Source organism: Thalassobacillus hwangdonensis (assembly GCF_042675915.1).
GTDB classification, from domain to species: domain Bacteria; phylum Bacillota; class Bacilli; order Bacillales; family Halobacillaceae; genus Thalassobacillus_A; species Thalassobacillus_A hwangdonensis.
This window is the reverse complement of the sequence record NZ_JBHTKL010000001.1, coordinates 666796-689723: the sequence shown is the minus strand read 5'-3', so window position 1 is coordinate 689723 and position 22928 is coordinate 666796. Positions and strand designations below refer to the sequence as shown.

Genomic DNA, 22928 nt, shown 5'->3' with positions numbered 1-22928 from the left:
TTATGAATTTCATACTACAATCGATCATCATGGTATTCGCTGGAATTTTATTACTTAGGATAGCCGGCAGAAAGTCTATTTCTCAAATGACACTTGCTCAAACCGTTGTCATGATCTCAATAGGATCAATAATCATCCAGCCGATTATTGAAACCAGTGTCTGGCGGACGATTATCGCTGCTTCCATTTTCGTTGGGGCATTAATCCTTATGGAGTACTTACAAGTCCGGTTCAACTTTATTGAAAAATTCATCACCGGAAAATCAAAGATCGTAATTGAAAATGGCGAGCTTAATGTTGATAACTTGAAAAAACTACGTTTTACTGTTGATCAATTGGAGATGCGCTTGCGACAACAAGGGATTTCCAACATGAAAGATATCAAAACCGCTACTTTGGAGCCTAATGGGCAATTAGGCTATGAATTGATACCTGAGGCCAGGCCTTTGACAGTCGGAGAATTCAAGAAACTTATGATGGTGCAGAATCAGCAGCAACAAAGTAATGCTCAGCCTTCCAGCAACGGAGCTAATATCTTTGAAGAGATCATAAATTATGAAAATAACCAGTACAAACAGCCCGGAGATGCATGAGAAGCTTACTATCCTACCCCGCATTTTGTCGAATCAAAGATTTATGTTTAAATGATAGAAGGTGTATAATAGGATTAAGATCCAAATACGACCTATGGTATAACAGAAGTGAGGGGATCCGTAGTGGAAACCTTAAAGAGAGAGATCACCGCATTGGAAGATAAAATAGAAAAGATGCGGAAAAAGATGTATGATGTTTACATGAAAGACCCGAAAGACCCTGACGTCGTGGTAGTGTCGCAGGAGTTGGACAAGTTATTGAATAATCTGATGGATTTGATCAATAAACAGAATGCACGTCCCTGATCAAGAACTGCACCGACAAGTGGTGTGGTTCTTTTTTTTTAACATAAAAAAGGCTGCCGGGAATTCCGGCAGCCTCTTGTATAGGCAAACGATTAATAAGTCTGCAAGTATTGTTCACGTTCCCATGGGTGAACCTGTGTGCGGAACATATCCCATTCGATTTCCTTCGCTTCGATGAAATGTTCGAACAGGTGCTCACCAAGTGCATCGACCATGATCTGATCCTGCTTCAGCAATTCGAGCGCATTGAACAAAGTGGATGGTAGATCCTGTACTCCGTTCTTCTCCCGCTCTGCTTTATCCATTACGTAGATGTTGCGATCGACTGGTGCAGGCGCCTGAAGTTTGTTTTCCACTCCGTCAAGACCAGCAGCAAGTAATACAGCCATCGCCATATAAGGGTTGGCAGAAGGATCCACACTACGCACCTCGATACGTGTGCTTAAGCCACGTGAAGTCGGGATACGGATGAGCGGACTGCGGTTTTGACCTGACCATGCTACGTAACAAGGTGCTTCGTATCCAGGAACCAGGCGTTTGTAGGAGTTTACCGTCGGGTTAGTAACTGCTGTGAAATTCGTCGCGTGCTTGATGATACCAGCAGTGAACTGATACGCTACTTCTGAAAGCTGCAAGTCACCTTTTTCATCAAAGAATGAATTTTTTCCATCTTTGAACAGGGACATGTTGGCGTGCATACCGGATCCATTTACACCGAACAATGGCTTCGGCATGAAGGTCGCATGCAGTCCGTGCTTGCGGGCAATTGTCTTGACTGCAAGTTTGAACGTCTGGATATCATCACAGTGTTTGACTGCATCTGAGTATTTGAAGTCGATTTCATGCTGTCCCGGAGCCACTTCGTGGTGGGATGCTTCGATTTCAAAGCCCATTTCTTCCAGTTCCAGAACGATATCACGACGACAGTTCTCCCCAAGATCCGTCGGTGCAAGGTCGAAGTATCCACCTTTATCATTCAGTTCCATCGTAGGCTCACCGTTTTCATCAAGCTTGAACAGGAAAAATTCCGGCTCTGTACCAATGTTGAATGCAGAAAACCCTAGCTCCTCCATTTTCTTCAGGTTACGCTTAAGGTTATATCGGGGACACCCTTCGAACGGCGTCATATCCGGATTGTAGATATCACAGATGAAACGCGCTACTTTCCCTTTTTCTGAAGTCCAAGGGAATACAACGAAAGTATCCAGGTCTGGCACCAAATACATATCCGACTCTTCGATACGCACAAATCCTTCGATGGAAGAACCATCGAACATCATTTTGTTATCAAGTGCTTTATCAAGCTGACTAAGTGGAATTTCAACATTCTTGATGGTACCTAACATATCTGTGAACTGCAGACGGATAAAGCGTACATTTTCTTCTTCAAGCTTTTTGTAAATCTCTTTTTTTGTAAAACCCATTCCGTTTTCTCCTCCTACATTTTAATGGAAGAACCTTGATAGTTCTCCCTGTCTTAACGAAGACTTGCCATATCTTCCTGCATGCATCAGCTCATGCTGCAACATGCGGCGAAGCTCCTTCTCAGATAGCTCCTTATGGATTTCTTCGACTTGCCCTTCGTCAAGTTCCTGGTTTTCAGGTGCAGCTTTCATGGACAGCACCTGCTTGATTCCTGCGAGGTTGACACCTTTCTCGATCAAGGCCTTGATCTCCAGAAGTCGATCAACATCATTGAAAGAGAACATTCTCCTGTTACCTTCTGAACGTGCAGGCTGGATCAGATCATGCTCTTCATAATACCTGATCTGACGTGCAGATAGATCGGTCAATGACTTGACTATACCTATCGGGAACAATGGCATCGAACGGCGGATTTCATCACTCATCGATGCCCCACCTCCCTTGATTGTTATACTTTAATTATATGCATGAAACTAAAAGTGTCAACCTATGTAAGGAAATATAACATGAAAAAGTATAAAAAAACTGAGATGAGCACCGCCCATCTCAGTCTACCCTTTTTCCATTACTAAAAAACCAGTTTCCACTAAATGGCCGACCGCTTGTTTAATAGCGATTTTCACATGCGCGTAGGTCAATCCACCTTGCACAAAGGCCATATACGGAGGGCGGATCGGACCATCCGCTGTCAATTCAAGGCTCGCTCCTTGAATGAATGTCCCCGCCGCCATGATCACATCACTTTCATAACCAGGCATCGGACTGGGATGTGGGGTGACATGGGAATTGATCGGTGAAGATTTTTGGATCGACTGACAGAAGGCTACCATCTGTTCTGCTGTTTCAAACGAAACCGACTGGATCAGGTCTGTCCGGACTTGATCGAAAGAAGGAGTCGTATCAAAACCGAGCTGCTGTAAAAAACGAGCAGTGAACATTGCCCCCTTAAGCGCCTCTCCAACAATATGCGGCGCCAGGAAGATACCTTGGTACATCTCCTGAAGGCTGTTCAGGCTCGCTCCTGCTTCCTTACCCAATCCCGGCGAAGTTAGTCGGTAACTGCATTGTTCAATCAGGTCACGATTTCCAGCTATGTATCCACCCGTACGCACGATGCCGCCTCCGGGATTTTTGATAAGCGAACCAGCAATGAGGTCCGCGCCTACATGTAACGGCTCCTGCTTCTCGACGAATTCGCCATAGCAATTATCTACGAATACAATGACATCCTGTTTGATTGAACGGACTTCTTTTATCATCTGGCTGATTTCTTCTATCGTGAATGAAGGTCGATCTGCGTACCCTTTCGATCTCTGGATTGCAACGACTTTCGTATTCTTCGAGATTGCACCTTCCACTTGCTGCATATCAACCTTGCCATCAGCCCCTAAAGGCACGGCCTGGTATCCAATTCCAAAATCCCGCAATGAACCAGTATCCTTCTCTCCTCGTTCACCTACGACTTCTTCTAAAGTATCATAAGGTTTACCAGTAACGTACAACAATTCGTCACCCGGGCGAAGTACTCCGAAAAGCGCAGTGGTTATGGCGTGGGTACCGGAGATGATCTGCGGTCGCACAAGCGCATCCTCTCCACCAAAAATATAAGCGTATAAGGCCTCCAATGTATCTCTGCCAAAATCATCATAGCCGTACCCTGTAGTCGGATTAAAATGGGAATCACTGATTCTGAGCGTTTGAAAACCTTCAAGCACTCTTTGCTGATTATGCTCAACAATCGTTTGCACCTGCTGATGATAAGTGTATAATTCCCGTTCTGTAGTGTTTGCTAGTTGTTCAATCTTTTGGTTCATCAATGACGTCCTTTACCTTTTAATTGATTGAGCAATGGATGGTCCGGATGGAGATACCCATGCATTGCATATCCTTCCCGCTCCTCATTGAACGTAAGATGGTCGACGATGCTTTCCCGCTTTAATTGCTGAAGCTTCCTGCCTTCGTATGCTTCAAGGAAAACATCATATTCTTCCCATTCTTCTTTGAGGACCTCTTCTATTTTACCTAAAACACGCCCGATATCAATAGGGTCGTGTACAGAGACAGTGATGGAAGGAAAGGCATGAGGAATGAATTCACCAGTCAACAGATCCTTCTTATTATATACAGTCAAGATCGGCAGGTGATCCGCACCGAGATCTCCCAGCAGCTTAAGCACAGTTTCTTCGTGCTGTTCATGGTCAGGGTGTGCACCATCCACCATATGGATAATAAAATCCGCTTCTGTCACTTCTTCAAGTGTCGACCGGAAAGCTGCGATCAATTGGGTAGGAAGATCCTGGATGAAACCAACTGTATCTGACACAAGCGCCTGGAATCCTGAAGGGAAAGTCAATTGCCTCGTCAAAGGATCAAGCGTAGCGAACAGAAGGTTTTCTTCGAACGATTCACTGCTGGTGACACGGTTGAAAAAAGTTGACTTCCCAGCGTTGGTGTATCCGACGATCGCAATCTGAAACGCTTTATTTTCTCTACGACGCTTACGGTATTGTTCCCGTTGTTTCACTACCACTTGCAGCCTTCGCTTAATATCATCGATTCTTCGCTGAATGTGCCGGCGGTCTGTTTCCAATTTGGTTTCCCCTGGCCCTCTTGTACCGATTCCTCCACCGAGTCTTGAGAGCTCCGTACCTTTTCCTGCCAGGCGGGGCAATAAATACTGGAGCTGAGCGAGCTCCACTTGCATTTTTCCTTCTTTCGTCTTCGCCCTACCCGCAAAAATATCAAGGATAAGCTGACTGCGATCAATTACCCTCGTTTCCAGCTTATCTGTAATGTTCCTAAGCTGCCCCGGAGAAAGTTCATCATTGAAGACTACTAGATTGATCTCTTCCTCTTCAATGATGAGTTTGATCTCCTCAAGCTTCCCCTCACCGAGGTAATAAGCAGGGTGGACCCTCTCTCGGTTTTGCGTGATGATCCTTTTTACGGAACCATCAGCAGTTTCGGTCAAAGATTTAAGTTCTTCCAATGAGGAGCGGAATCTTTTCTCCTCTTGCTTCGAGTCATTTCTTGCTACGAGCATTACTTGTTCTTTATCTGCCATGTATATACCTCTTTCTAGAACGATGTGTGCTATTATCATATCAAACTCGCTGACACTTTTATATCATCGGCATTTCTTTCTTTTCTTCCAATTGCAAATCGCGGGATTCGATGGTCATCAAAAGCTCCGCGTTAGGAGCTGGGTGTTCGACGACCCGGATCGCATGTTTTCTCACCGCATCCTCCACGATGTTCCGCACATGACGTCCATTCGAAAAATTGTAAGGCTTATTCTTCAGCAACTGTTGAAAGTGCTGCCTCAGTTTCCATTCTGCCTGTTTGGAAAACCGATACTGCTTATCCTGAACCATGTCGATAGCGATTTCAAGCAGTTCGCCGGAGTCGTAATCAGGAAAATCGAGCGAAATAGGAAACCGCGACTTCAACCCTGGATTCAATGAGGTGAACCGTTCCATTTCTTTAGGGTAACCAGCAAGGATGATGATAAACTCATTGTGGTGGTCTTCCATACACTTCACGATCGTATCGACAGCTTCTTTTCCGAAGTCCTTCTCCCCGCCACGAGCAAGAGAATATGCCTCGTCAATGAACAAAACGCCTCCCAGCGCCTTTTTGATCAGGTCTTTCGTCTTCTGGGCGGTATGCCCGATGTATTCTCCGACCAAATCACTTCGGTCAGCTTCGATGAAATGACCTTTCTCAAGCAGTTCCATCTCATGGAAGATCTTCGCTAAGGCTCGCGCAACCGTGGTTTTCCCCGTCCCAGGATTACCTTTGAACATCATATGAAGGACCTGCCGATCACCAAGCAGCCCCATTTGCCTGCGTTTTTCAGAAATAAGTACTTGCGCATAGATTTCTTTCACTTTCTCACGCAACCGCTCCATGCCTACAAAGGCTTCTAAATGACGATCAATGATTTCATATGGATAATTCGCAGTTTGCGTCAATTCAACTCTTGATGCTCCGCCGGTCTTTTCCTTTTTATGGTCCCTCAAGACGATATTGATTTGACCTTGATGGTTCTTTGTCAGATGGGAACTCACATCGATCACCCCTTATTCCATACCACTATACGCCGGACAACTGGCAGGTGTGACAAATGCCCAATTCTTAAGCATGATCCCTTTCAGACAAAAAAACAAGAACGGACGATACAATCGCCCGTTCCTTACTTACTCTTTATCCAATTGTACATTCTTCGAAGGAGAGAATGTGGAAATGGCATGTTTGAAAATCAGTTGTTGCTTCCCGTCAGCTTCCAGAAGTACTGTGAAATTGTCGAAAGCTTTGACGGTCCCCCTTAATTGGAACCCGTTGAGTAGAAAGACCGTTACTTGAACGCGATCTTTTCTTAGCTGGTTCAGGAAATTGTCCTGGATATTTACAGATTGAGCCATGAATCTTCCTCCTCTTTTCTATCTATACTTGTTTTATTTCTATGTCGATTCGATCATTCCTGCTAAATCCCGTAAAATTGTTTGAAACTTTTCATGATATTCCGCCGGATCGATCGTGTACCATTGCACGTCCATCTTGTTTCGGAAATAAGTAAGCTGCCGTTTAGCATACCTTCTTGAATTACGCTTCAATAGATCTAGCGTCTCTTCAAGGTCAGATTCTCCATTAAAGTAAGGAAGGAATTCTTTGTACCCGATCGCTTTCATCGACTGCGCATCTCCATAACCAGCCGCAATGAGCTTTTGCACTTCTTCTCGAAGCCCCTCCACCATCATAAGATCGACACGATGATTGATCCTCTCGTACAGTTGTTCCCGGTCCATTTCCAACCCGATCAAGATCGGATGGTAAGGCGATTCAGACTCCTGCTCCGCTTTAAGTTCACTCATCGTTTTCCCCGTTGTACGGTAAACTTCGAGCGCCCTTACAACCCGTCTTGAATTATTCGGATGTATCTTTTCCGCTTGTTCAGGGTCGATTTCCTGCAACTGTCGATACACGTACTCTATACCTTTTTCATCAATTTCCTGCTCAATCTTCCTGGAGACTTCCGGATCCCGCTTATCATCTGAAAAATTATAGCCATAAATAACAGATTGTATGTAAAGCCCCGTTCCACCCACAATTACAGGAAGCTTTCCTCTCTGATGAATCTCCTCGATATGACGCGTAACACGCTCCTGGAATTCAGCCACAGAAAAGGATTCATATGGTTGCTTGATGTCAATCATGTGATGAGGGACACCCATCATTTCTTCATCCGTCACCTTAGCTGTGCCGATATCCATCCCACGGTACACTTGCATAGAATCGCCACTGATCACTTCTCCATCGAAACGTCGGGCAATTTCCACACCTAATTTTGTTTTTCCGACAGCTGTCGGTCCTACAACACAAACGACTGTTGGTTTCATAATTTCAGCCTCGATTCTTCATACTCTCGTTGCATATTATACAAGAACTCGAAAGTGATTCCCACCTTCCAGACTAACGGATTCCGTTATAAAATTACGAACTAACGGAATCCGTTATTTTATTTTGATTTTTTCAAAAATTCCGTTAGTTATTAGTATCGAAATTCGTTAGTTGCTGATATGATAAGTGTAGGAGGTGCATGACGATGATTACAGGTGAGCGGATCCGGCGGTTACGCAAAGAAAAGAAGTGGACACAAAAGCAATTAGCGGACCATGTCAAAGAAAGCCCCCAGGTGATCTCAAACTGGGAGCGAGGCTATACCCACCCTGATATGAAGAACATCATCGATCTTTCCATCACCCTCCAATCTTCCACCGATTATCTATTAGGGTTAAGCGACTACCCCTTTGATGCGACCGTAAAAATAAAAGAAATTATCCATGTGGCTGACCTATTAGAGGGTGACCTGCTCGATGTCGATACATGGGAGAGTTTTTCCAAAGAAGAAATGCAGCAAATCATAAACTTCTTCCAGTTCATCAACCAGAACAAACAAAATAAACAATAATTAGATTATGTAAACTGTATGACTGACTATCTATTTATATCAGTTAAATAAGTAATCTTTTTACATGACTAAAATTTAGCGCAGTCAACATACGTAGACTCCAGCGGGAACAGCACGCGTCCGAAGACCCCGGAGGAAAGCGGTCTTTGCTTTCTGAGGAGGCTGAGGCCGTGCCCGCGGAAAGCGAAGTATGTTGACGAAGCGATTTTCTCACATAAAATAGTTCAAAAAAATCCAGACAAATAGATTGTCTGGATTTGCTATATTATTTCACACAATTCTTATGATCTACATGACTCGCTTGAACATTTTCTCCATTTCATACTCCGAGAAATGGATGATGATTGGTCTGCCGTGTGGACAGGTGAATGGATCGGTAGATTTCCTCAAGTCCTCCAGCAGTCGGAACATGTCATCCTGATTCAGATAGTGATTCGCCTTTATCGATCGTTTGCACGACATCAGGATCGCTGCTTCTTCCCTCAACTTCTGAACATCAATTCGCTCATCGGACATGACCTGTTCAACAATCTCCTGTATGATTTCCTTTTCGAACCCTTTCGGGAACCACTGCGGATGAGAACGGATGATGTACGTATGCTCTCCAAAAGTTTCAAAAAACAAGCCTACCTGCATGAGTTCTTCTTTCATCTCTTCAATCTTCAATGCTTCCTGTTTGGAGAAGTCGAATGTCATTGGCACAAGCAGTTCCTGTACCTCATTCTCCACCAATCCCAGCTTTTTGTGAAAGAATTCATACTTGATCCGTTCCTGAGCAGCGTGCTGGTCGACGATATAGAGCCCATTTTCATTCTGAGCCAAAATATACGTCCCATGGAGCTGTCCGATCGGATACATTGTCGGCACTCGGTCGACTTCACCCTTCTCACCTTCCACTTGTTGCACCGGATCTGGATCCTGGCGATCTTCTCCAGTCGACGGCGCAGCCATTTCCCTTATCACTTCATCCTGTTCGGTGTCAAAACTCGTTTTTTCTACCGTGTAATCAGGCGAATCCTTCTTCTCTTCCGAACGCAGCAATTGCTGGAACGCATGCTGGTGCTGTTCGTGTGCTTCTTCCCGTTTTTCTTCATGGAATACGAAGGAAGGCTGCTGGGATTGGACTTTCGGTTTCCTGACTGATTTTGGTTCCGCTGCTTCAGGAATCAGGGTTTCTTTTCTGAACGCGCCGACTATGGCTTGTTCGATTGTATCAAACAATTCTTTTTCCTTACTGAAGCGGACTTCAAGTTTGGCTGGATGGACGTTTACATCCACCAGGATCGGCTCCATTTCGATCGTCAGGACTGCAACAGGGTTCCTGCCGATCGGCAATAACGTATGATAGCCCTTCATAATCGCCTTGTTGACGGTAATATTTCTTATGAACCGACCATTGACAATCGTTGACATATAATTTCGCGATGCCCTGGTGATCTCCGGTTTTGCAATAAACCCGGAAATCTTGAAATCCAGTGTCTCCGCCTTGATCGGTATCATCTTCCTGGCCACAGACATTCCATAAATTTGCGCGATAACCTGCCTCAGGTCCCCTCTTCCTGACGTCTGGAACAATTCCTTGCCATTATGGATACAAGTGAATTTAACATCAGGGTGAGAAAGCGCCATCCGATTCAGCACATCCGTGATATGCCCAAGCTCTGTATGAATCGTTTTCATATACTTCAGCCTTGCAGGAGTATTGAAGAAAAGGTCGTTGACGATGATTTCTGTTCCTTTTCTGGCATCACTCTTGTCTTTCTTGACCAGCTTGCCACCTTCCATTTCAAGGCGGGTACCAGCTTCTGAACCAGTTGAAGTCTGAATCGACAATCTGCTTACTGCTGCGATACTCGCAAGGGCCTCACCTCGAAACCCTAGTGTTCTTACATGGAAAAGATCATTTTCATCCTGAATTTTACTTGTGGCATGACGGAAAAATGCATGTTCACAATCTTCCTCTTCCATTCCATCGCCATCATCCGTAACTTTGATCTGCTGAAGACCAGCTTCCATCAGTTCAACTTTCACCCATGAACTGTCGGCATCGATACTGTTTTCGACTAATTCTTTTATGACAGAGGATGGACGTTCCACAACCTCACCTGCCGCGATTTTGTTCGCCAGGTGGTCAGGCATCAGACGTATTTTGCCCATGGATCTCCCTCCTTCTATTTCTTGATCTGCTTTTGAAGTTTGTACAATTCATTCATTGCATCCATCGGAGTCATCTCCATCAAGTTCAGAGAAGCCAATTGGTCGGTCCAATCTGCATTCACATAGCGTTCTTTAACAGGCTGCTTCTCTTCAACGAACAGAGAAAGCTGTTCCTCATCGCTACGCTCGGGCAGTTTGCCGTTCCCGTTTTCAAACTGGTGAAGGAGGTTTGTCGCACGTTCAATCAGTGTATGAGGAAGTTCAGCCAGTTTCGCAACATGGATTCCGTAGCTTTCATCTGCTGCTCCGTCTTGAATCTGGTGAAGGAAAACGACATTCCCTTCAAATTCTTCTGCACGGACGTGGACATTCTTCAGACGTTCCAAACTCTCATCCAGTTCCGTCAATTCATGATAGTGGGTGGAAAATAACGTTTTTGCATGGATGTGTTCGTGAATGTGTTCAACAATCGCCTGTGCAAGCGCCATTCCATCGTACGTGCTTGTCCCTCTACCAATTTCATCGAGCAGGATCATACTGTTTTCGGTTGCGTTTTTCAGCGCATGCTTCGCTTCCATCATTTCCACCATGAAAGTACTCTGTCCTGAAACGAGGTCATCAGCGGCACCGATTCGAGTGAAGATTTGATCGAATACAGGCAGGTTTGCTCCCTCACATGGGACAAAGCATCCGATTTGAGCCATGATGGCTGTAAGTGCGAGCTGCCTCATGTACGTACTTTTACCTGACATATTCGGTCCTGTGATCAGCAGGATGTCGGTGCCTTGTGTCATCAACACATCGTTCGGTACGAATTCTTCTTCCTTCATGACTTGTTCGACGACAGGATGCCTGCCTTGACTGATTTCGATCTCCCGCAATTCATTGAATACCGGGCGGACATATCCATTCTTTTCTGCTACGGAAGCAAAGCCTTGAAGGACATCAATCTTGCTCAGCTGATCCGCCAACTGCTGCAATTCACCAATGTATCGCTTCACTTTTTCCCGCAATTCGACGAATAATGAATATTCAAGCTCGACACTTTTTTCCTGCGCTTCAATAATGAGTGTTTCTTTCTCTTTCAGTTCAGGAGTGATATAACGCTCTGCATTCGTAAGCGTTTGTTTCCGCTCATATTTCCCCTCTGGCAGAAGATGCAGATTCGCTTTTGTCACTTCGATATAATAGCCGAAAACACGGTTATAACCGATTTTCAAAGACTTGATCTTCGTTTCCGCACGTTCTTTCTGCTCGAGTTGCGCAATCCACTGCTTGCCATTTCTGGTAGCATCCCGGTATTCATCGAGCTGGCTGTTGAAGCCGTCCTTGATGATGCCGCCTTCTTTGATGGAAATCGGTGCATCTTCTTTTACACTACCGTCTAACAAATCATGAAGGTCTTCCAGCGGATTTATGTTCGCATAAAGATGCTGGATCGAGTCATTATCGAACTTCTGCAGTACTTGAAGGATGTTCGGCACCTTACTCAATGACTTCTTCAACTGGATCAGGTCCCTTGCATTCACATTTCCGAATGCAATCCTCCCTGAAAGGCGTTCGAGATCATAGACAGACTTCAATTCTTCCCGAAGCTCTTCCCTTTCGAAAAATTGAGATAGGAAGCCATCTACCTGATTATGCCGGATGGTAATGTCCTCTTTTCGCAGGAGTGGGCGTTCCATCCATTTCTTCAGCAATCTGGCTCCCATTGAAGTAATCGTATCATCGACAACCCACAACAAACTGCCGATTTTACCTTTCTTCCGAATCGTCTCCATCAATTCTAAATTACGCTTGGAATACATATCTAAAGCCATATAGTCCTGCAATTCTATCTTCTGGACAGGCTGCAGATGATCAAGCGACCGTTTTTGGGTGTGCTGAATGTAATTCAACAACCTGGCGAAGCCGTCAATCAATTTTTGCTGGTGGATATCCTTGACGAGGTGCTCGAATGTCTGTTCGAGCTCGTCATTCTTTTCATAGGACACCGTCACATTCATCCGTTCGATTAACTGGGTTTGATAGGATTCAGGGAAATTATCTGCAACGACAACTTCCTTTACTGAACGATTGTATAATTCACCTACGACAGCATCCCATCCATCTGTAATCAAGGCGATGCTGTTTTCTCCGGTACTTAAATCGTTATAGGAAACAGTGAATGTATCATCTTCGAACATAGACACACTTGCAAGGTAATTGTTCTCTTTGTCATCGAGCATACTGCCTTCCATTACGGTTCCAGGCGTGATCAGCTGCACGACTTCCCGCTTCACTACGCCTTTCGATGCTTTCGGATCTTCGACCTGTTCACAGATCGCTACTTTATATCCCTTTTCTACAAGCGATTTTATGTAATTTTCAGCGGAATGATAGGGTACACCACACATCGGGATTCTCGAATCCCCACCATCACGGCTTGTCAATGTAATCTCGAGTTCCCGAGATGCTTTCGTTGCATCTTCGAAGAACATTTCATAGAAATCTCCAAGTCGGAAAAATAAAAAGGCATCCTTATGTTGTGCCTTGATTGATAGATATTGCTTCATCATAGGGGTATATTGCGTCATTTGATAGCCTCCGTTACTAATCTTTCACATGGAATCATTATATCATAGATAAGCCAGGCTCTTGAATGGATGAACACCTGCCTCCTTTTTACAAGACCCCTTTTCCATATTCACCCATTCTACTTGCATTGTGCTAGAATGATAGAAATGATGGAGGGGAAAACGAAATGATTGAAATAAGAAAGGTTCACACACATGAGCTCGGTGTGATTGCTAATTTCATTGCAGAGATGAATCGATTAGAGGAACAACATATCGGTTATTGTGGTACGGAACCAGAAGAAATCAGAGCATCATTATCTGAAGACTTTGACCAAGTTCCTTATTGGGAAAGCTTCGTAGCAGCTTTTAAAGACGGAAAAGTTATCGGTCTTATCGGATTTGATGGAGACCTGGATCATCAAACCGCAGAAATCTGGGGTCCATTCGTCAGGGGTGGATTAAGTGAGTTGGCCACAGAGCTTTTTGTTGAACTGAAAAATCACATCCCTCCAACCATTGAAAAACTGTTTTTATTTCCAAACAAGCAAAATGACACGGTCATCTCTCTTGCTGAAGAAATGGACTTCGAGGCTATGGATGCACAAGTGATTTTAACGATTGATAAAGAAAGTGTACCTCAGCAAAGGGAAACAGGAATTAGAGAAGTGCAATCAGGTCAGCAGCAGGAATTCAACAAACTACACTATCAGTCTTTCCCCGATGCTTATTACTCGGCAGAAGAAATACTGTCACGACTTGATTCTCAACGGAAATTATTCATATCGACGGATGGAAACCTTTTGACAGGATACATTTATGTCGAAGTTGAGCCAGCCTTCAATGAAGCCAGCATCGAATTTGTTTCTGTTAATAGAAAGGATAGAGGGAAAGGTATTGGAAGGAAGCTGATCGTTAACGCCCTTCAATGGATGTTCACCCACGATGAGATTGATTCGGTTACACTATGCGTCAATGCAACTAATGAAAAAGCACTCAAATTATATAAAAAGGCAGGGTTCAAGCAAGTTCATGAGCTATGCTTTTTTAAGAAAAGCTTGGTAAAAAGTATTGTTGTGAATGAAAAAGCAGCGACGGACACCGAATGATCGGTGATACGTTGCTGCTTTTTGCTTCTATGTACTTTATCAGATATTTAATCTCCAAAAAATCCTTCTACTTTTTGATGATCAGTTAAGTTATCTTGAATTATTTCATATAAATCTGTTTCGTCAGATGCATTTTGATATCCATCACCGTTATACCATTCTTGCAAATCTTCTTTATAGATCGTGTACCTTCTATCATCAAATCTGAATAGAATCTTCTCTACATCCTTAATCAAATTAAAGAGGAAGGAAGCGTTGGTAATACTAATGGTATGTTCATCTTGCAGTGGAAGTTGGCTATACCGAACAGTAACTTGCTCTTCTTCAGGATAGATTGAAAAACTTTCTAACTTTTCCTGCGGCTGAAGCCCTCTGATAATTGCGCCGACATTTTGCTTATCGGAAAGTATGGTTCCTTTATATAAGAACAACCCTTCGTCATCAGTTGTAGAATTTTCCTCGGGAGAACAACCAGCTAATACAGACGTTAAGCAAATGAACAAAATGAAAGGTGCTACTTTAACTACCATGAGATTCTCCTCTGTCAAGTTAGTGGGGAATTTATCTAAATATTATACCAAACATCACTTTATTTGTATTAAATCCCCTCTAATCTGAAAACCATCCTTACAATCAATCAACTTAATAATTTCCAACAAGAAAAATGCCTCCTGACAATCTCCAGGAGACATTCTTCCACACCAATATTCTCCTGTTATTCTTCCTCATGTCTTCCGAGAAAATCTGGATCGATCTCTGAGAAATCATCGTCCGATAAATCTCCAAAATCCCAATCATCATGCGATTTACATCGGTCAGGGTTGACCCGTACACATAGCTTCGTTTCCCCGATAACATCAACGATGAACTCTCTTTCCACTTCCACCTTGATCTTCTGCCCATTGCTTGTGATGTTAGCTTCCAGACAGTTCGGCTGCTGCACCACTTTGGCAATGACTTCAAGGTCATCATGTACGCAGTTTTCATCCTTGACGGAAAGTCTTACTCTGTCACAGTAATCGACGCTCTCCGTTACGACTTCTGTTTTAGTATTATCATTGAATGAATACCAGCAGTTGACATCATAACTTCCATGTACTTCAACATAATCGCCTTTTTTCTTTGCATTGTAGATATGGTTGATCACCCAGCAACCTAAAATGCTCGTTGGACGATGAGACGGTGATATGATGTTAGTCGATTGCGTGAATTTCTTTCCTTTTGCACAAACTGCTTTCGTGATGATTTCACGGTACTCTTGATCAAAGAATGACATCTCACCAAAACCTCCCTTTGTCATACACAATATCCTATGCCCAAACTGGGCAAAATGTGCCTAGCTTTTTTCAGTGAGGAATATGTGTAAGGATTTATTAGTTCATTCTATGCAAGAGCCCAGATATTTGTACAAAAAAATACCGTTAAACGATGAAAACTCGTTTAACGGCATGTCTTTTCTCAGTGACTGCATGAACTGTTGTTTACTTTCGAACCGGTTTCGCCTTTCAATACGTCTCCGCCAGTCGAGCGGATTACTTCATTGGTCACTTCGCGTGCAATCGTATTGGAGACCATTTGAAGGATATCATTGATGACAACCTGGGATTCTTTGAATTCACTCACGACAGGAATCGCATCCAATTCAGCCTGAAGACGGTCGATTTCTTTTTCGACCTTTTCAAGTGCTTCGCTTTTGCCATAAGCCTGAAAATTGACAGCCTGTTTCTGCAAAGCCTTGATCTTCGTGATATTCCCTTGCACTTTCTTATTCTCGTTGATTTTTGCTTCTAGCTGTTTAAAACGATCGATTTCCTCGATGTTGGCCATCATTTTCGCAAGTTTTTCCGCTTCTTCCACTACTTGTTTTCTTGTGTATTCTGCCATTATCTTTTCACCTCTGCTGCTTCTTCTACCAATTCTCCGTCCAGGGACCAAGTTTTGGCTTTTGTTATTTTAACTTTGACAATTTCTCCGATTGTCGATTTAGGGGCACGGAAGTTAACTAGCTTGTTCCGTTTCGTATAACCTGCAAGCACTTCCGGATTCTTTTTACTTTCTCCTTCTACGAGCACATCAACAATTGCACCTTCATATTTCTCCATTGCTTCCTTCGATTGACGATTGACGATTGCATTAAGGCGTTGCAAGCGTTCTTTCTTCACTTCCATAGGAACATTATCCTTCATTCTGGCAGCTGGTGTGCCTTCCCTTGGAGAATAGATGAAAGTGTAGGCACTTTCAAATCCAACTTCTTCCATAAGGGTCAACGTTTCCTGGAACTGTTCTTCCGTCTCGTTCGGGAAACCGACGATGATATCAGTAGTCAGCGTCGCTTCCGGCATCGCTTCACGAATTTTCCTCACTAGCTCAAGGTAGCTTTCCCTTGTATATTTACGAGCCATGATTTTAAGGATACTCGAGCTGCCTGACTGGACAGGAAGGTGGATATGATCCAGAAGGTTTCCGCCTTGTCCAAGCACTTCAATCAAGCGATCGTCGAAATCTCTAGGGTGGGATGTAGTGAAACGTACTCTAGGAATATCAATTTTATGGATTTCATTCATCAGTTCGCCAAGACCATAATCGATATCTTCAAAGTCCTTCCCGTAAGCATTCACATTCTGCCCGAGCAGGGTGATCTCTTTATACCCTTGAGCTGCAAGATGTCTTACTTCCTGGATGATATCTTCAGGTCGTCGACTCCGTTCTTTACCTCTCGTGTAAGGAACGATACAGTACGTACAGAATTTATCACAGCCGTACATGATGTTGACCCATGCCTTGATCTTCCCTTTACGGGAACGTGGGAGGTTTTCGATGATATCGCCCTCTTTGGACCATACTTCAACCACCATTTCTTTACTGAACATCGCGTCTTTGATCAGATGTGGAAGACGATGGATGTTATGTGTTCCAAAAATCAAATCCATGAAAGGATGCTTCTTAAGTATGCGGTTCACGACGGATTCTTCCTGTGACATACAACCACAGACACCAAGGATCAAGTCGGGATTTTCCATCTTCAAAGGCTTCAAGTGACCGATTTCGCCGAACACCTTGTTTTCTGCATTTTCTCTGATTGCACACGTGTTAAGCAGGATGATATCCGCTTCCCTAGTCTCTGTGGTAGCTTGGTAACCCATGTCCTCCAGCATGCCAGCCATGACTTCCGTGTCATGCTCATTCATCTGGCATCCGTATGTACGGATCATATATTTTTTGCCTTGTCCGAGATTGGAGAGATCTTCAGGAATACTGAAATCGTAATGGACTTTGACGTCTTCTTTTCCACGTTTCTTCGCATCCCTCAATGAAGGAGGCTGATAGTTCGTCTGAAAATACTGCATGAATTCATCGCTCGTTTTATTTTTGATCCGTTTCAGATTATCCTGGTCGGATTTTACGTCCGCTGGCTTTTCTGTACGGATTTGGGACATCTGTTTTCGCTGCTGCTCATTCATCAACAGTGCTCCTTTCCACGTAGCATATCTAACTGTCTAATTATATCAAGTTTTTACGTGAAAATTAAGTCCTGTCGCACAACGTTCATAGAAAAGTTTCATTCATGCTAAAACCCGAACTATCCATTTACAATAGTTCGGGTCATCTTATTAGGCATATAGGTAAAGCGCTTCGTCAACACACTCCGCAAGCAATCACTATTTAAATAATGTTCAATTTCTTACCTGCGCGTTCGAAAGCATCCAATGCTTCCTGCAGCTCTTCTTTGGAGTGTTCTGCTGTTACGATCGTTCTTACACGACCTTTCCCGCGCTGTACTGTCGGGAATACGATCCCTTGTGCAAATACTCCTTCATTGAAAAGTTCATCGGAGAACTGGTGTGTCTTTGAATCATCACCGACCATGACCGGTGTTACAGGCGTTTCACTGATGCCGATATCAAATCCAAGCTCCTCCAGTCCTTTTTTGAAGAACTTCGTGTTATCCCAAAGCTTTTCAATAAGCTCAGGTTCTTCAAGAAGCACATCGATTGCCGCATCGCAAGCAGCTGTTACTGCTGGTGGGTGGGATGTACTGAATAGGAACGGACGTCCTTTGTGAATCAAATACTCTTTAAGTGTTTGTGTACTTGCCACATAACCACCAAGGACTCCGATTGCTTTACTCAATGTTCCGACCTGGATATGGACACGGCCGTCCAAACCGAAGTGATTGACTGTACCACGACCATTTTCTCCAAGAACTCCACTAGCATGTGCATCATCGACCATGACAAGTGCGCCATATTTTTCAGCAAGCTCGACAATTTCAGGAAGCGGCGCAATATTACCATCCATTGAGAAGACACCGTCAGTAACGACCAATTTCGTGCGATACTCATCCGATTCTTTCAACGCCTGCTCAAGCGAGTCCATATCCACATGCTTGTAGATTTTACGGCCGGCTTTCGTCAAGCGGATGCCATCGATGATGGAAGCATGGTTCAATTCATCTGAAATGACGACGTCCTGATCAGTTAGGATTGATGATAGTACGCCCTGGTTTGTAGTGAAACCGGACTGGAACACAAGTGCTGCTTCCGTGTGTTTGAATTTAGCAAGCTTTTCTTCAAAGTCATCGTGCATTTTCAATGTACCAGCAATTGTACGGACGGATCCGGTACCTGCTCCGTATTCACGTGTCGCTTTTTCGGCAGCTTCCACCATCCTCGGATGGGAAGTAAGTCCAAGGTAGTTATTAGAAGAAAGCTGGATCACTTCTTTTCCTTTGATGGTTACACGTGAGCCTTGAGCGGATTCAAGTGGGATCAATTCACGGAATGTCCCCTCTTCTCTCATTTCATCCAATTCTTTTTGCAGGTATTCAAAACCTTTCATAAAAACACGCCTCCTTAAAATGATTGGTTGCTTTTTATGGGTGAAGTACTACTTTCCCACATTTCCCTTGATTCATCAGTTCAAAGCCTTTCTCGAAGTCCTCGAGAGGCAGATGGTGGGTAATCATCGGTGACAGGTCCACCTGTTTTGATTGTAGCAGACGAGACACTTGTTGCCACGTTTCATACATTTTCCGACCGGTAATTCCTTGCACTTCAATACCTTTGAAGACAATATCATTCGTCACATCAATCTTAACTGGCTGCGTAGGAAGACTTAAAATCGACATTCTTCCACCATTAGTGATCATCTTGAAGCCTTGATCCATCGCGACAGGATGGCCGCTCATTTCACACACGACATCCACGCCATGGCCATTTGTTAGCGCGTTGGCTTTTTCCACCGGATTTTCTTCCGCAGAATTGATCAATGCCGTTGCACCCATCTTCTCAGCCAGTTCCAATCGATACGGATTCAAATCGAATGCCAGAACCTGAGAGGCACCGGCAGCCTTAGCAACGCCTACAGCCATAAGACCGATTGGTCCACATCCGATGATAGCGACTGATTTACCCGCTACATCGCCGTTAAGAACGGTATGTACCGCGTTCCCCATCGGCTCCTGAACAGATGCTATATCTGTAGGCATGTCAGCAGGGTTCCTCCATAAGTTCTGCTCCGGAAGAGCAACATATTCAGCAAAACATCCTTGCGTGTCGACACCGATGATTTCTGTGTTCTCACAAATGTGGAATTTGCCTGTCAGGCATTGCGGGCAGTGGCCGCAGACAAGGTGTGTCTCAGCACTGACGTAATCCCCTTTTTTATAATTGGTGACTTTCGATCCTACCTCTACAACTTCTCCTGCAAATTCGTGCCCGAACACATATGGAGGATTGACACGGCTTGCAGACCAATCATCCCAGTTGTAAATGTGAACATCCGTTCCGCAGATGGATGTCGCTTTTACTTTTATCAATACATCCTGATCACCGATGGATGGCACTGGAACTTCTCTAAGTTCTGCACCTTCCCCACGATGATGCTTGACAATTGCTTTCATCATTCCACTCACTACGAACACTCCTAACCTGTTATCAATCTATGAAAATCATATATGTAAACATTGTATCATGACAGACAGTTTTTAAAAAGTCGATACGTCCACACCAAATGGACAATTGCTCACAAGGAAAAAATCTCACTAAAAAAGACAACTCCCTCTTTCCGTCATGCTGAAAAGGAAAGAGGAAATTGTCTTGTATAATTACATGAACTCAGAAACCAACTCATCGAATTTGCTCTTATCCACCTTCAGCTCACTGTCTTTCAATGGAGCTTCCGAATAGCCATGAATCAGATCCTGATACGATTTCTGTCCTTCATTCTTGTAAATCAGACCGGATACGAGACTGTTATGATCCATCAACGTGCGCATGGCCAATCCGCGATCAGTAGGGTCATACCCTTCAATATCACTTAATTTGACCAGATTCTCTTTGAACCAGTCGTAAGTGTTCACTTTATTATAGGTCACACATGGACTGAACACATTGATCAATGAGAAACCTTTATGATTGATCCCCTGTTCAATCAATGAAGTCAAATCCTTCAAATCACTGGAGAAGCTTTGCGCAACGAAAGTAGCACCTGAAGATAACGCCATTTCCATGACATTGACAGCAGATTCAATAGATCCTTCCGGTGTGCTTTTCGTTTTGAAGCCCATCTCACTTCGAGGGGAAGTCTGCCCCTTAGTAAGACCGTATATCTGGTTATCCATGACGATGTAGGTGATATCGAGGTTACGACGGATTGCATGAATGGTATGACCCATGCCGATGGCAAACCCATCTCCATCTCCACCGGAAGCGATGACTTTCAAGTTTTTATTCGCCATCTTCACCCCTTGGGCGATAGGCAGTACACGTCCGTGAATCCCGTGAAATCCATAAGCATTGATATACCCTGAGATTCTCCCGGAACATCCGATTCCTGATATTACAGCAAGATCCTCCGGCTCAAGTCCGACATTGGCAGCTGCACGCTGGATGGATGCCTGGACAGAAAAGTCTCCACAGCCTGGACACCAGTTCGGTTTCACTTTATTACGAAAGTCCTTGAATGTCGCCATTTACAACAACTCCTTACTACGTTCATGGATTTGACCCGGCAGGAATGGTGTACCATCATACTGATTGAGAGTGAAAATCTTCTCATGATTACCAACATTCATCTTAATGATATTCGCCAGCTGTGCTGTCGCATTGTTCTCAACGACGATAACTTTGGCTGCCCTGTCTATCAATGGACGTAATTGTTCAGTCGGGAACGGGTGAACAAGACGGATCTGCGCATGATTCGCCTTCACTCCTTCGTCTTCAAGACGGCCGATCGCTTCTTCGATCGTTCCGCGTGTAGAGTTGAATCCTACGAACAACACATCTGCTTGTTCATGAGGAGCACTCGTGTACACTGGAGTATCAAACACTTCCGGAAGACGCTTCAGCTTTCGAAGACGTTTATCCATTTGTGCCTGACGGTTAGATGCTACTTCGGATGGTTTCCCAGTTTCATCATGCTCCACACCGGTAACATGGAAAATACCGTTTTTCTCTCCAGGAAGGATACGTGGAGAGACACCATCTTCTGTCACTTCATAACGCTTGAAATATTCCCCTTTTTCAAGTTCCGGCAAATCAGGATGAAGGTCGAGCTTGCCTCGGCGAACATCAATCTTGTCGTATTCAAGCGGTTCCACGGTCTGTTTACCTAAAGATAACTGAAGATCGGACAGTAAAATGACTGGTACCTGATATTCCTCAGCAATGTTCAATGCTTCAATCGCATCGTAAAATGCCTCTTGAACCGTACTTGGAGCTATGACGACTTTCGGAATCTCTCCGTGAGTGCCATAGATCATCGCCATCAGATCGGATTGTTCCTGCTTTGTAGGTAGCCCGGTACTTGGTCCTCCCCGCTGCGTATCGACGATGACCAGTGGTGTTTCAGTAATCCCCGCAAGCCCGATCGATTCCATCATCAGGGAAAGTCCAGGTCCGGCAGATGCTGTTATCGTTCTTACACCGGCATAATTCGCCCCGATGGACATTGTTGCTGCCGCAATTTCATCTTCCGTCTGAATGACCGTACCCCCGAATTCAGGCAGTCGTTTAATCATATATTCCATAATCTCAGAAGCCGGCGTAATTGGATATGCTGCCATGAAGCGGCATCCACCAGCCAGGAAGCCCATCGCAATGGCATCGTTACCGATCATGAACATCCGCTTCTTGCCATCGGCTTTGTTAAGTTCCATTTTTTCAAGCTTACCATCTGCCTGTTCTTTGACAGCAGCAGCACCTTTTTCAATTGCTTCCATATTCTTATCGACGACCTGCTGGCCTTTTCTTGAGAAGATTTCATCGACGACTTCACGGAAAGACTCTGGTTCCAGGTTCATGATAGCAGCAGAAGCACCGACTGCGACCATGTTCTTCATCAATGATGTCCCGAGCTCTGTCGCAATTTCTGTAAAAGGTACAGCATATAGCGTTACATCTTTGTCTTCCGGAACTGTCGGTTTGAATTTCGCATCGGCAAGTACGATTCCATCCTTATGTAACTCATGGACATTGACATCGATTGTCTCCTGATCAAATGCGACCAGAATATCCAAATCATCAGAAATCGACCTTACTTTCTGTGTTGCTACACGAATTTTATTATTCGTGTGACCACCTTTGATACGGGAAGAGAAATGGCGATATCCATACAAATAATAGCCTAATCGGTTCAGTGTAATGGCGAAAATTTCACCAGTACTCTCAATACCTTCCCCTTGTTGTCCACCAACTTTCCAAGAAAGCTGTTCAACCATGTTACACCCCTCCATCATTGTGTCGGTTCCATTTTCGAAGAAACGATGGGACCACACCTGTGCTTTCAGTCTGAACACCCGGTTCAGCCTTTG

At 44.2% G+C, this 22928-nt stretch carries 21 protein-coding genes; 4 read left to right on the top strand and 17 right to left on the bottom strand.

Features of this window, described 5'->3' with window-relative positions:
- The first annotated feature begins 2 nt into the window (after window positions 1-2).
- Together ACFQ2J_RS03615 and ACFQ2J_RS03610 are read left to right on the top strand one after the other, a co-directional pair.
- On the top strand, window positions 3-593 hold the full coding sequence (locus tag ACFQ2J_RS03615) for a DUF421 domain-containing protein (protein ID WP_386056657.1): 591 nt from the start codon (window positions 3-5) through the stop codon (window positions 591-593).
- Between the two features lie 123 nt (window positions 594-716).
- Window positions 717-899: an aspartyl-phosphate phosphatase Spo0E family protein gene (locus ACFQ2J_RS03610; RefSeq protein ID WP_386056655.1), complete on the top strand. Its 183-nt coding sequence runs from the start codon at window positions 717-719 to the stop codon at window positions 897-899.
- 92 nt (window positions 900-991) lie between these two features.
- On the opposite strand, the gene glnA is transcribed toward ACFQ2J_RS03610, so the two are convergent.
- The 7 genes from glnA to miaA all read right to left on the bottom strand — a co-directional run bounded on the left by glnA (window position 992) and on the right by miaA (window position 7723).
- Window positions 992-2323, bottom strand: a complete 1332-nt coding sequence (gene glnA, locus ACFQ2J_RS03605; RefSeq protein WP_386056653.1) for a type I glutamate--ammonia ligase — start codon at window positions 2321-2323, stop codon at window positions 992-994.
- Between the two features lie 21 nt (window positions 2324-2344).
- Entirely contained in the window at window positions 2345-2749 is a 405-nt protein-coding gene (locus tag ACFQ2J_RS03600; protein WP_386056651.1) for a MerR family transcriptional regulator, read from the bottom strand.
- A 126-nt stretch (window positions 2750-2875) separates the two neighbouring features.
- Window positions 2876-4138, bottom strand: coding sequence for a methionine gamma-lyase family protein (locus ACFQ2J_RS03595; RefSeq protein ID WP_386056649.1), 1263 nt, complete (start codon window positions 4136-4138; stop codon window positions 2876-2878).
- Window positions 4138-5388 (bottom strand): GTPase HflX, encoded by a 1251-nt coding sequence (hflX, locus tag ACFQ2J_RS03590; RefSeq protein ID WP_386056647.1) that lies wholly within the window; start codon window positions 5386-5388, stop codon window positions 4138-4140. Before hflX ends, ACFQ2J_RS03595 begins: the two co-directional genes overlap by 1 nt.
- Before the next feature lie 58 nt (window positions 5389-5446).
- The gene (locus ACFQ2J_RS03585; RefSeq protein ID WP_386056645.1) at window positions 5447-6394 is read right to left on the bottom strand and encodes an AAA family ATPase; all 948 of its coding nucleotides are present in this window, start codon (window positions 6392-6394) and stop codon (window positions 5447-5449) included.
- A gap of 129 nt (window positions 6395-6523) precedes the next feature.
- Window positions 6524-6748: an RNA chaperone Hfq gene (gene hfq / locus ACFQ2J_RS03580; RefSeq protein WP_386056643.1), complete on the bottom strand. Its 225-nt coding sequence runs from the start codon at window positions 6746-6748 to the stop codon at window positions 6524-6526.
- Between the two features lie 39 nt (window positions 6749-6787).
- The gene (miaA, locus tag ACFQ2J_RS03575) at window positions 6788-7723 is read right to left on the bottom strand and encodes a tRNA (adenosine(37)-N6)-dimethylallyltransferase MiaA (RefSeq protein WP_386056641.1); all 936 of its coding nucleotides are present in this window, start codon (window positions 7721-7723) and stop codon (window positions 6788-6790) included.
- A gap of 206 nt (window positions 7724-7929) precedes the next feature.
- On the opposite strand from miaA, the gene ACFQ2J_RS03570 reads away from it, so the two are divergent.
- Entirely contained in the window at window positions 7930-8295 is a 366-nt protein-coding gene (locus tag ACFQ2J_RS03570; RefSeq protein ID WP_386056639.1) for a helix-turn-helix domain-containing protein, read from the top strand.
- Window positions 8296-8583: 288 nt separating this feature from the next.
- On the opposite strand, the gene mutL is transcribed toward ACFQ2J_RS03570, so the two are convergent.
- Window positions 8584-10452, bottom strand: a complete 1869-nt coding sequence (gene mutL, locus ACFQ2J_RS03565; protein ID WP_386056637.1) for a DNA mismatch repair endonuclease MutL — start codon at window positions 10450-10452, stop codon at window positions 8584-8586.
- Window positions 10453-10466: 14 nt separating this feature from the next.
- Complete coding sequence (gene mutS, locus ACFQ2J_RS03560; protein ID WP_386056635.1) at window positions 10467-13028, bottom strand: DNA mismatch repair protein MutS; 2562 nt, start codon at window positions 13026-13028, stop codon at window positions 10467-10469.
- Window positions 13029-13195: 167 nt separating this feature from the next.
- Here mutS and ACFQ2J_RS03555 point away from each other — a divergent pair, with 167 nt between their 5' ends.
- The gene (locus tag ACFQ2J_RS03555; protein WP_386056633.1) at window positions 13196-14116 is read left to right on the top strand and encodes a GNAT family N-acetyltransferase; all 921 of its coding nucleotides are present in this window, start codon (window positions 13196-13198) and stop codon (window positions 14114-14116) included.
- A 47-nt stretch (window positions 14117-14163) separates the two neighbouring features.
- On the opposite strand, the gene ACFQ2J_RS03550 is transcribed toward ACFQ2J_RS03555, so the two are convergent.
- From ACFQ2J_RS03550 to ACFQ2J_RS03515, 8 genes are all read right to left on the bottom strand, one after another.
- The gene (locus tag ACFQ2J_RS03550; RefSeq protein WP_386056631.1) at window positions 14164-14646 is read right to left on the bottom strand and encodes a hypothetical protein; all 483 of its coding nucleotides are present in this window, start codon (window positions 14644-14646) and stop codon (window positions 14164-14166) included.
- 185 nt (window positions 14647-14831) lie between these two features.
- Window positions 14832-15392, bottom strand: a complete 561-nt coding sequence (locus ACFQ2J_RS03545; RefSeq protein WP_386056629.1) for an outer spore coat protein CotE — start codon at window positions 15390-15392, stop codon at window positions 14832-14834.
- Between the two features lie 182 nt (window positions 15393-15574).
- Window positions 15575-16000 carry a RicAFT regulatory complex protein RicA family protein gene (locus ACFQ2J_RS03540; protein ID WP_386056627.1) on the bottom strand — a complete coding sequence of 142 codons (426 nt, stop codon included), beginning with the start codon at window positions 15998-16000 and terminating at the stop codon, window positions 15575-15577.
- Complete coding sequence (gene miaB, locus ACFQ2J_RS03535) at window positions 16000-17577, bottom strand: tRNA (N6-isopentenyl adenosine(37)-C2)-methylthiotransferase MiaB (RefSeq protein ID WP_386056625.1); 1578 nt, start codon at window positions 17575-17577, stop codon at window positions 16000-16002. Before miaB ends, ACFQ2J_RS03540 begins: the two co-directional genes overlap by 1 nt.
- A gap of 202 nt (window positions 17578-17779) precedes the next feature.
- The gene (locus ACFQ2J_RS03530) at window positions 17780-18955 is read right to left on the bottom strand and encodes a glycine C-acetyltransferase (RefSeq protein WP_386056624.1); all 1176 of its coding nucleotides are present in this window, start codon (window positions 18953-18955) and stop codon (window positions 17780-17782) included.
- Window positions 18956-18989: 34 nt separating this feature from the next.
- Entirely contained in the window at window positions 18990-20021 is a 1032-nt protein-coding gene (gene tdh, locus ACFQ2J_RS03525) for an L-threonine 3-dehydrogenase (RefSeq protein WP_386058334.1), read from the bottom strand.
- 201 nt (window positions 20022-20222) lie between these two features.
- Window positions 20223-21089 carry a 2-oxoacid:ferredoxin oxidoreductase subunit beta gene (locus ACFQ2J_RS03520; protein ID WP_386056623.1) on the bottom strand — a complete coding sequence of 289 codons (867 nt, stop codon included), beginning with the start codon at window positions 21087-21089 and terminating at the stop codon, window positions 20223-20225.
- Window positions 21090-22835, bottom strand: a complete 1746-nt coding sequence (locus tag ACFQ2J_RS03515) for a 2-oxoacid:acceptor oxidoreductase subunit alpha (protein ID WP_386056622.1) — start codon at window positions 22833-22835, stop codon at window positions 21090-21092.
- Window positions 22836-22928: the final 93 nt, after the last annotated feature.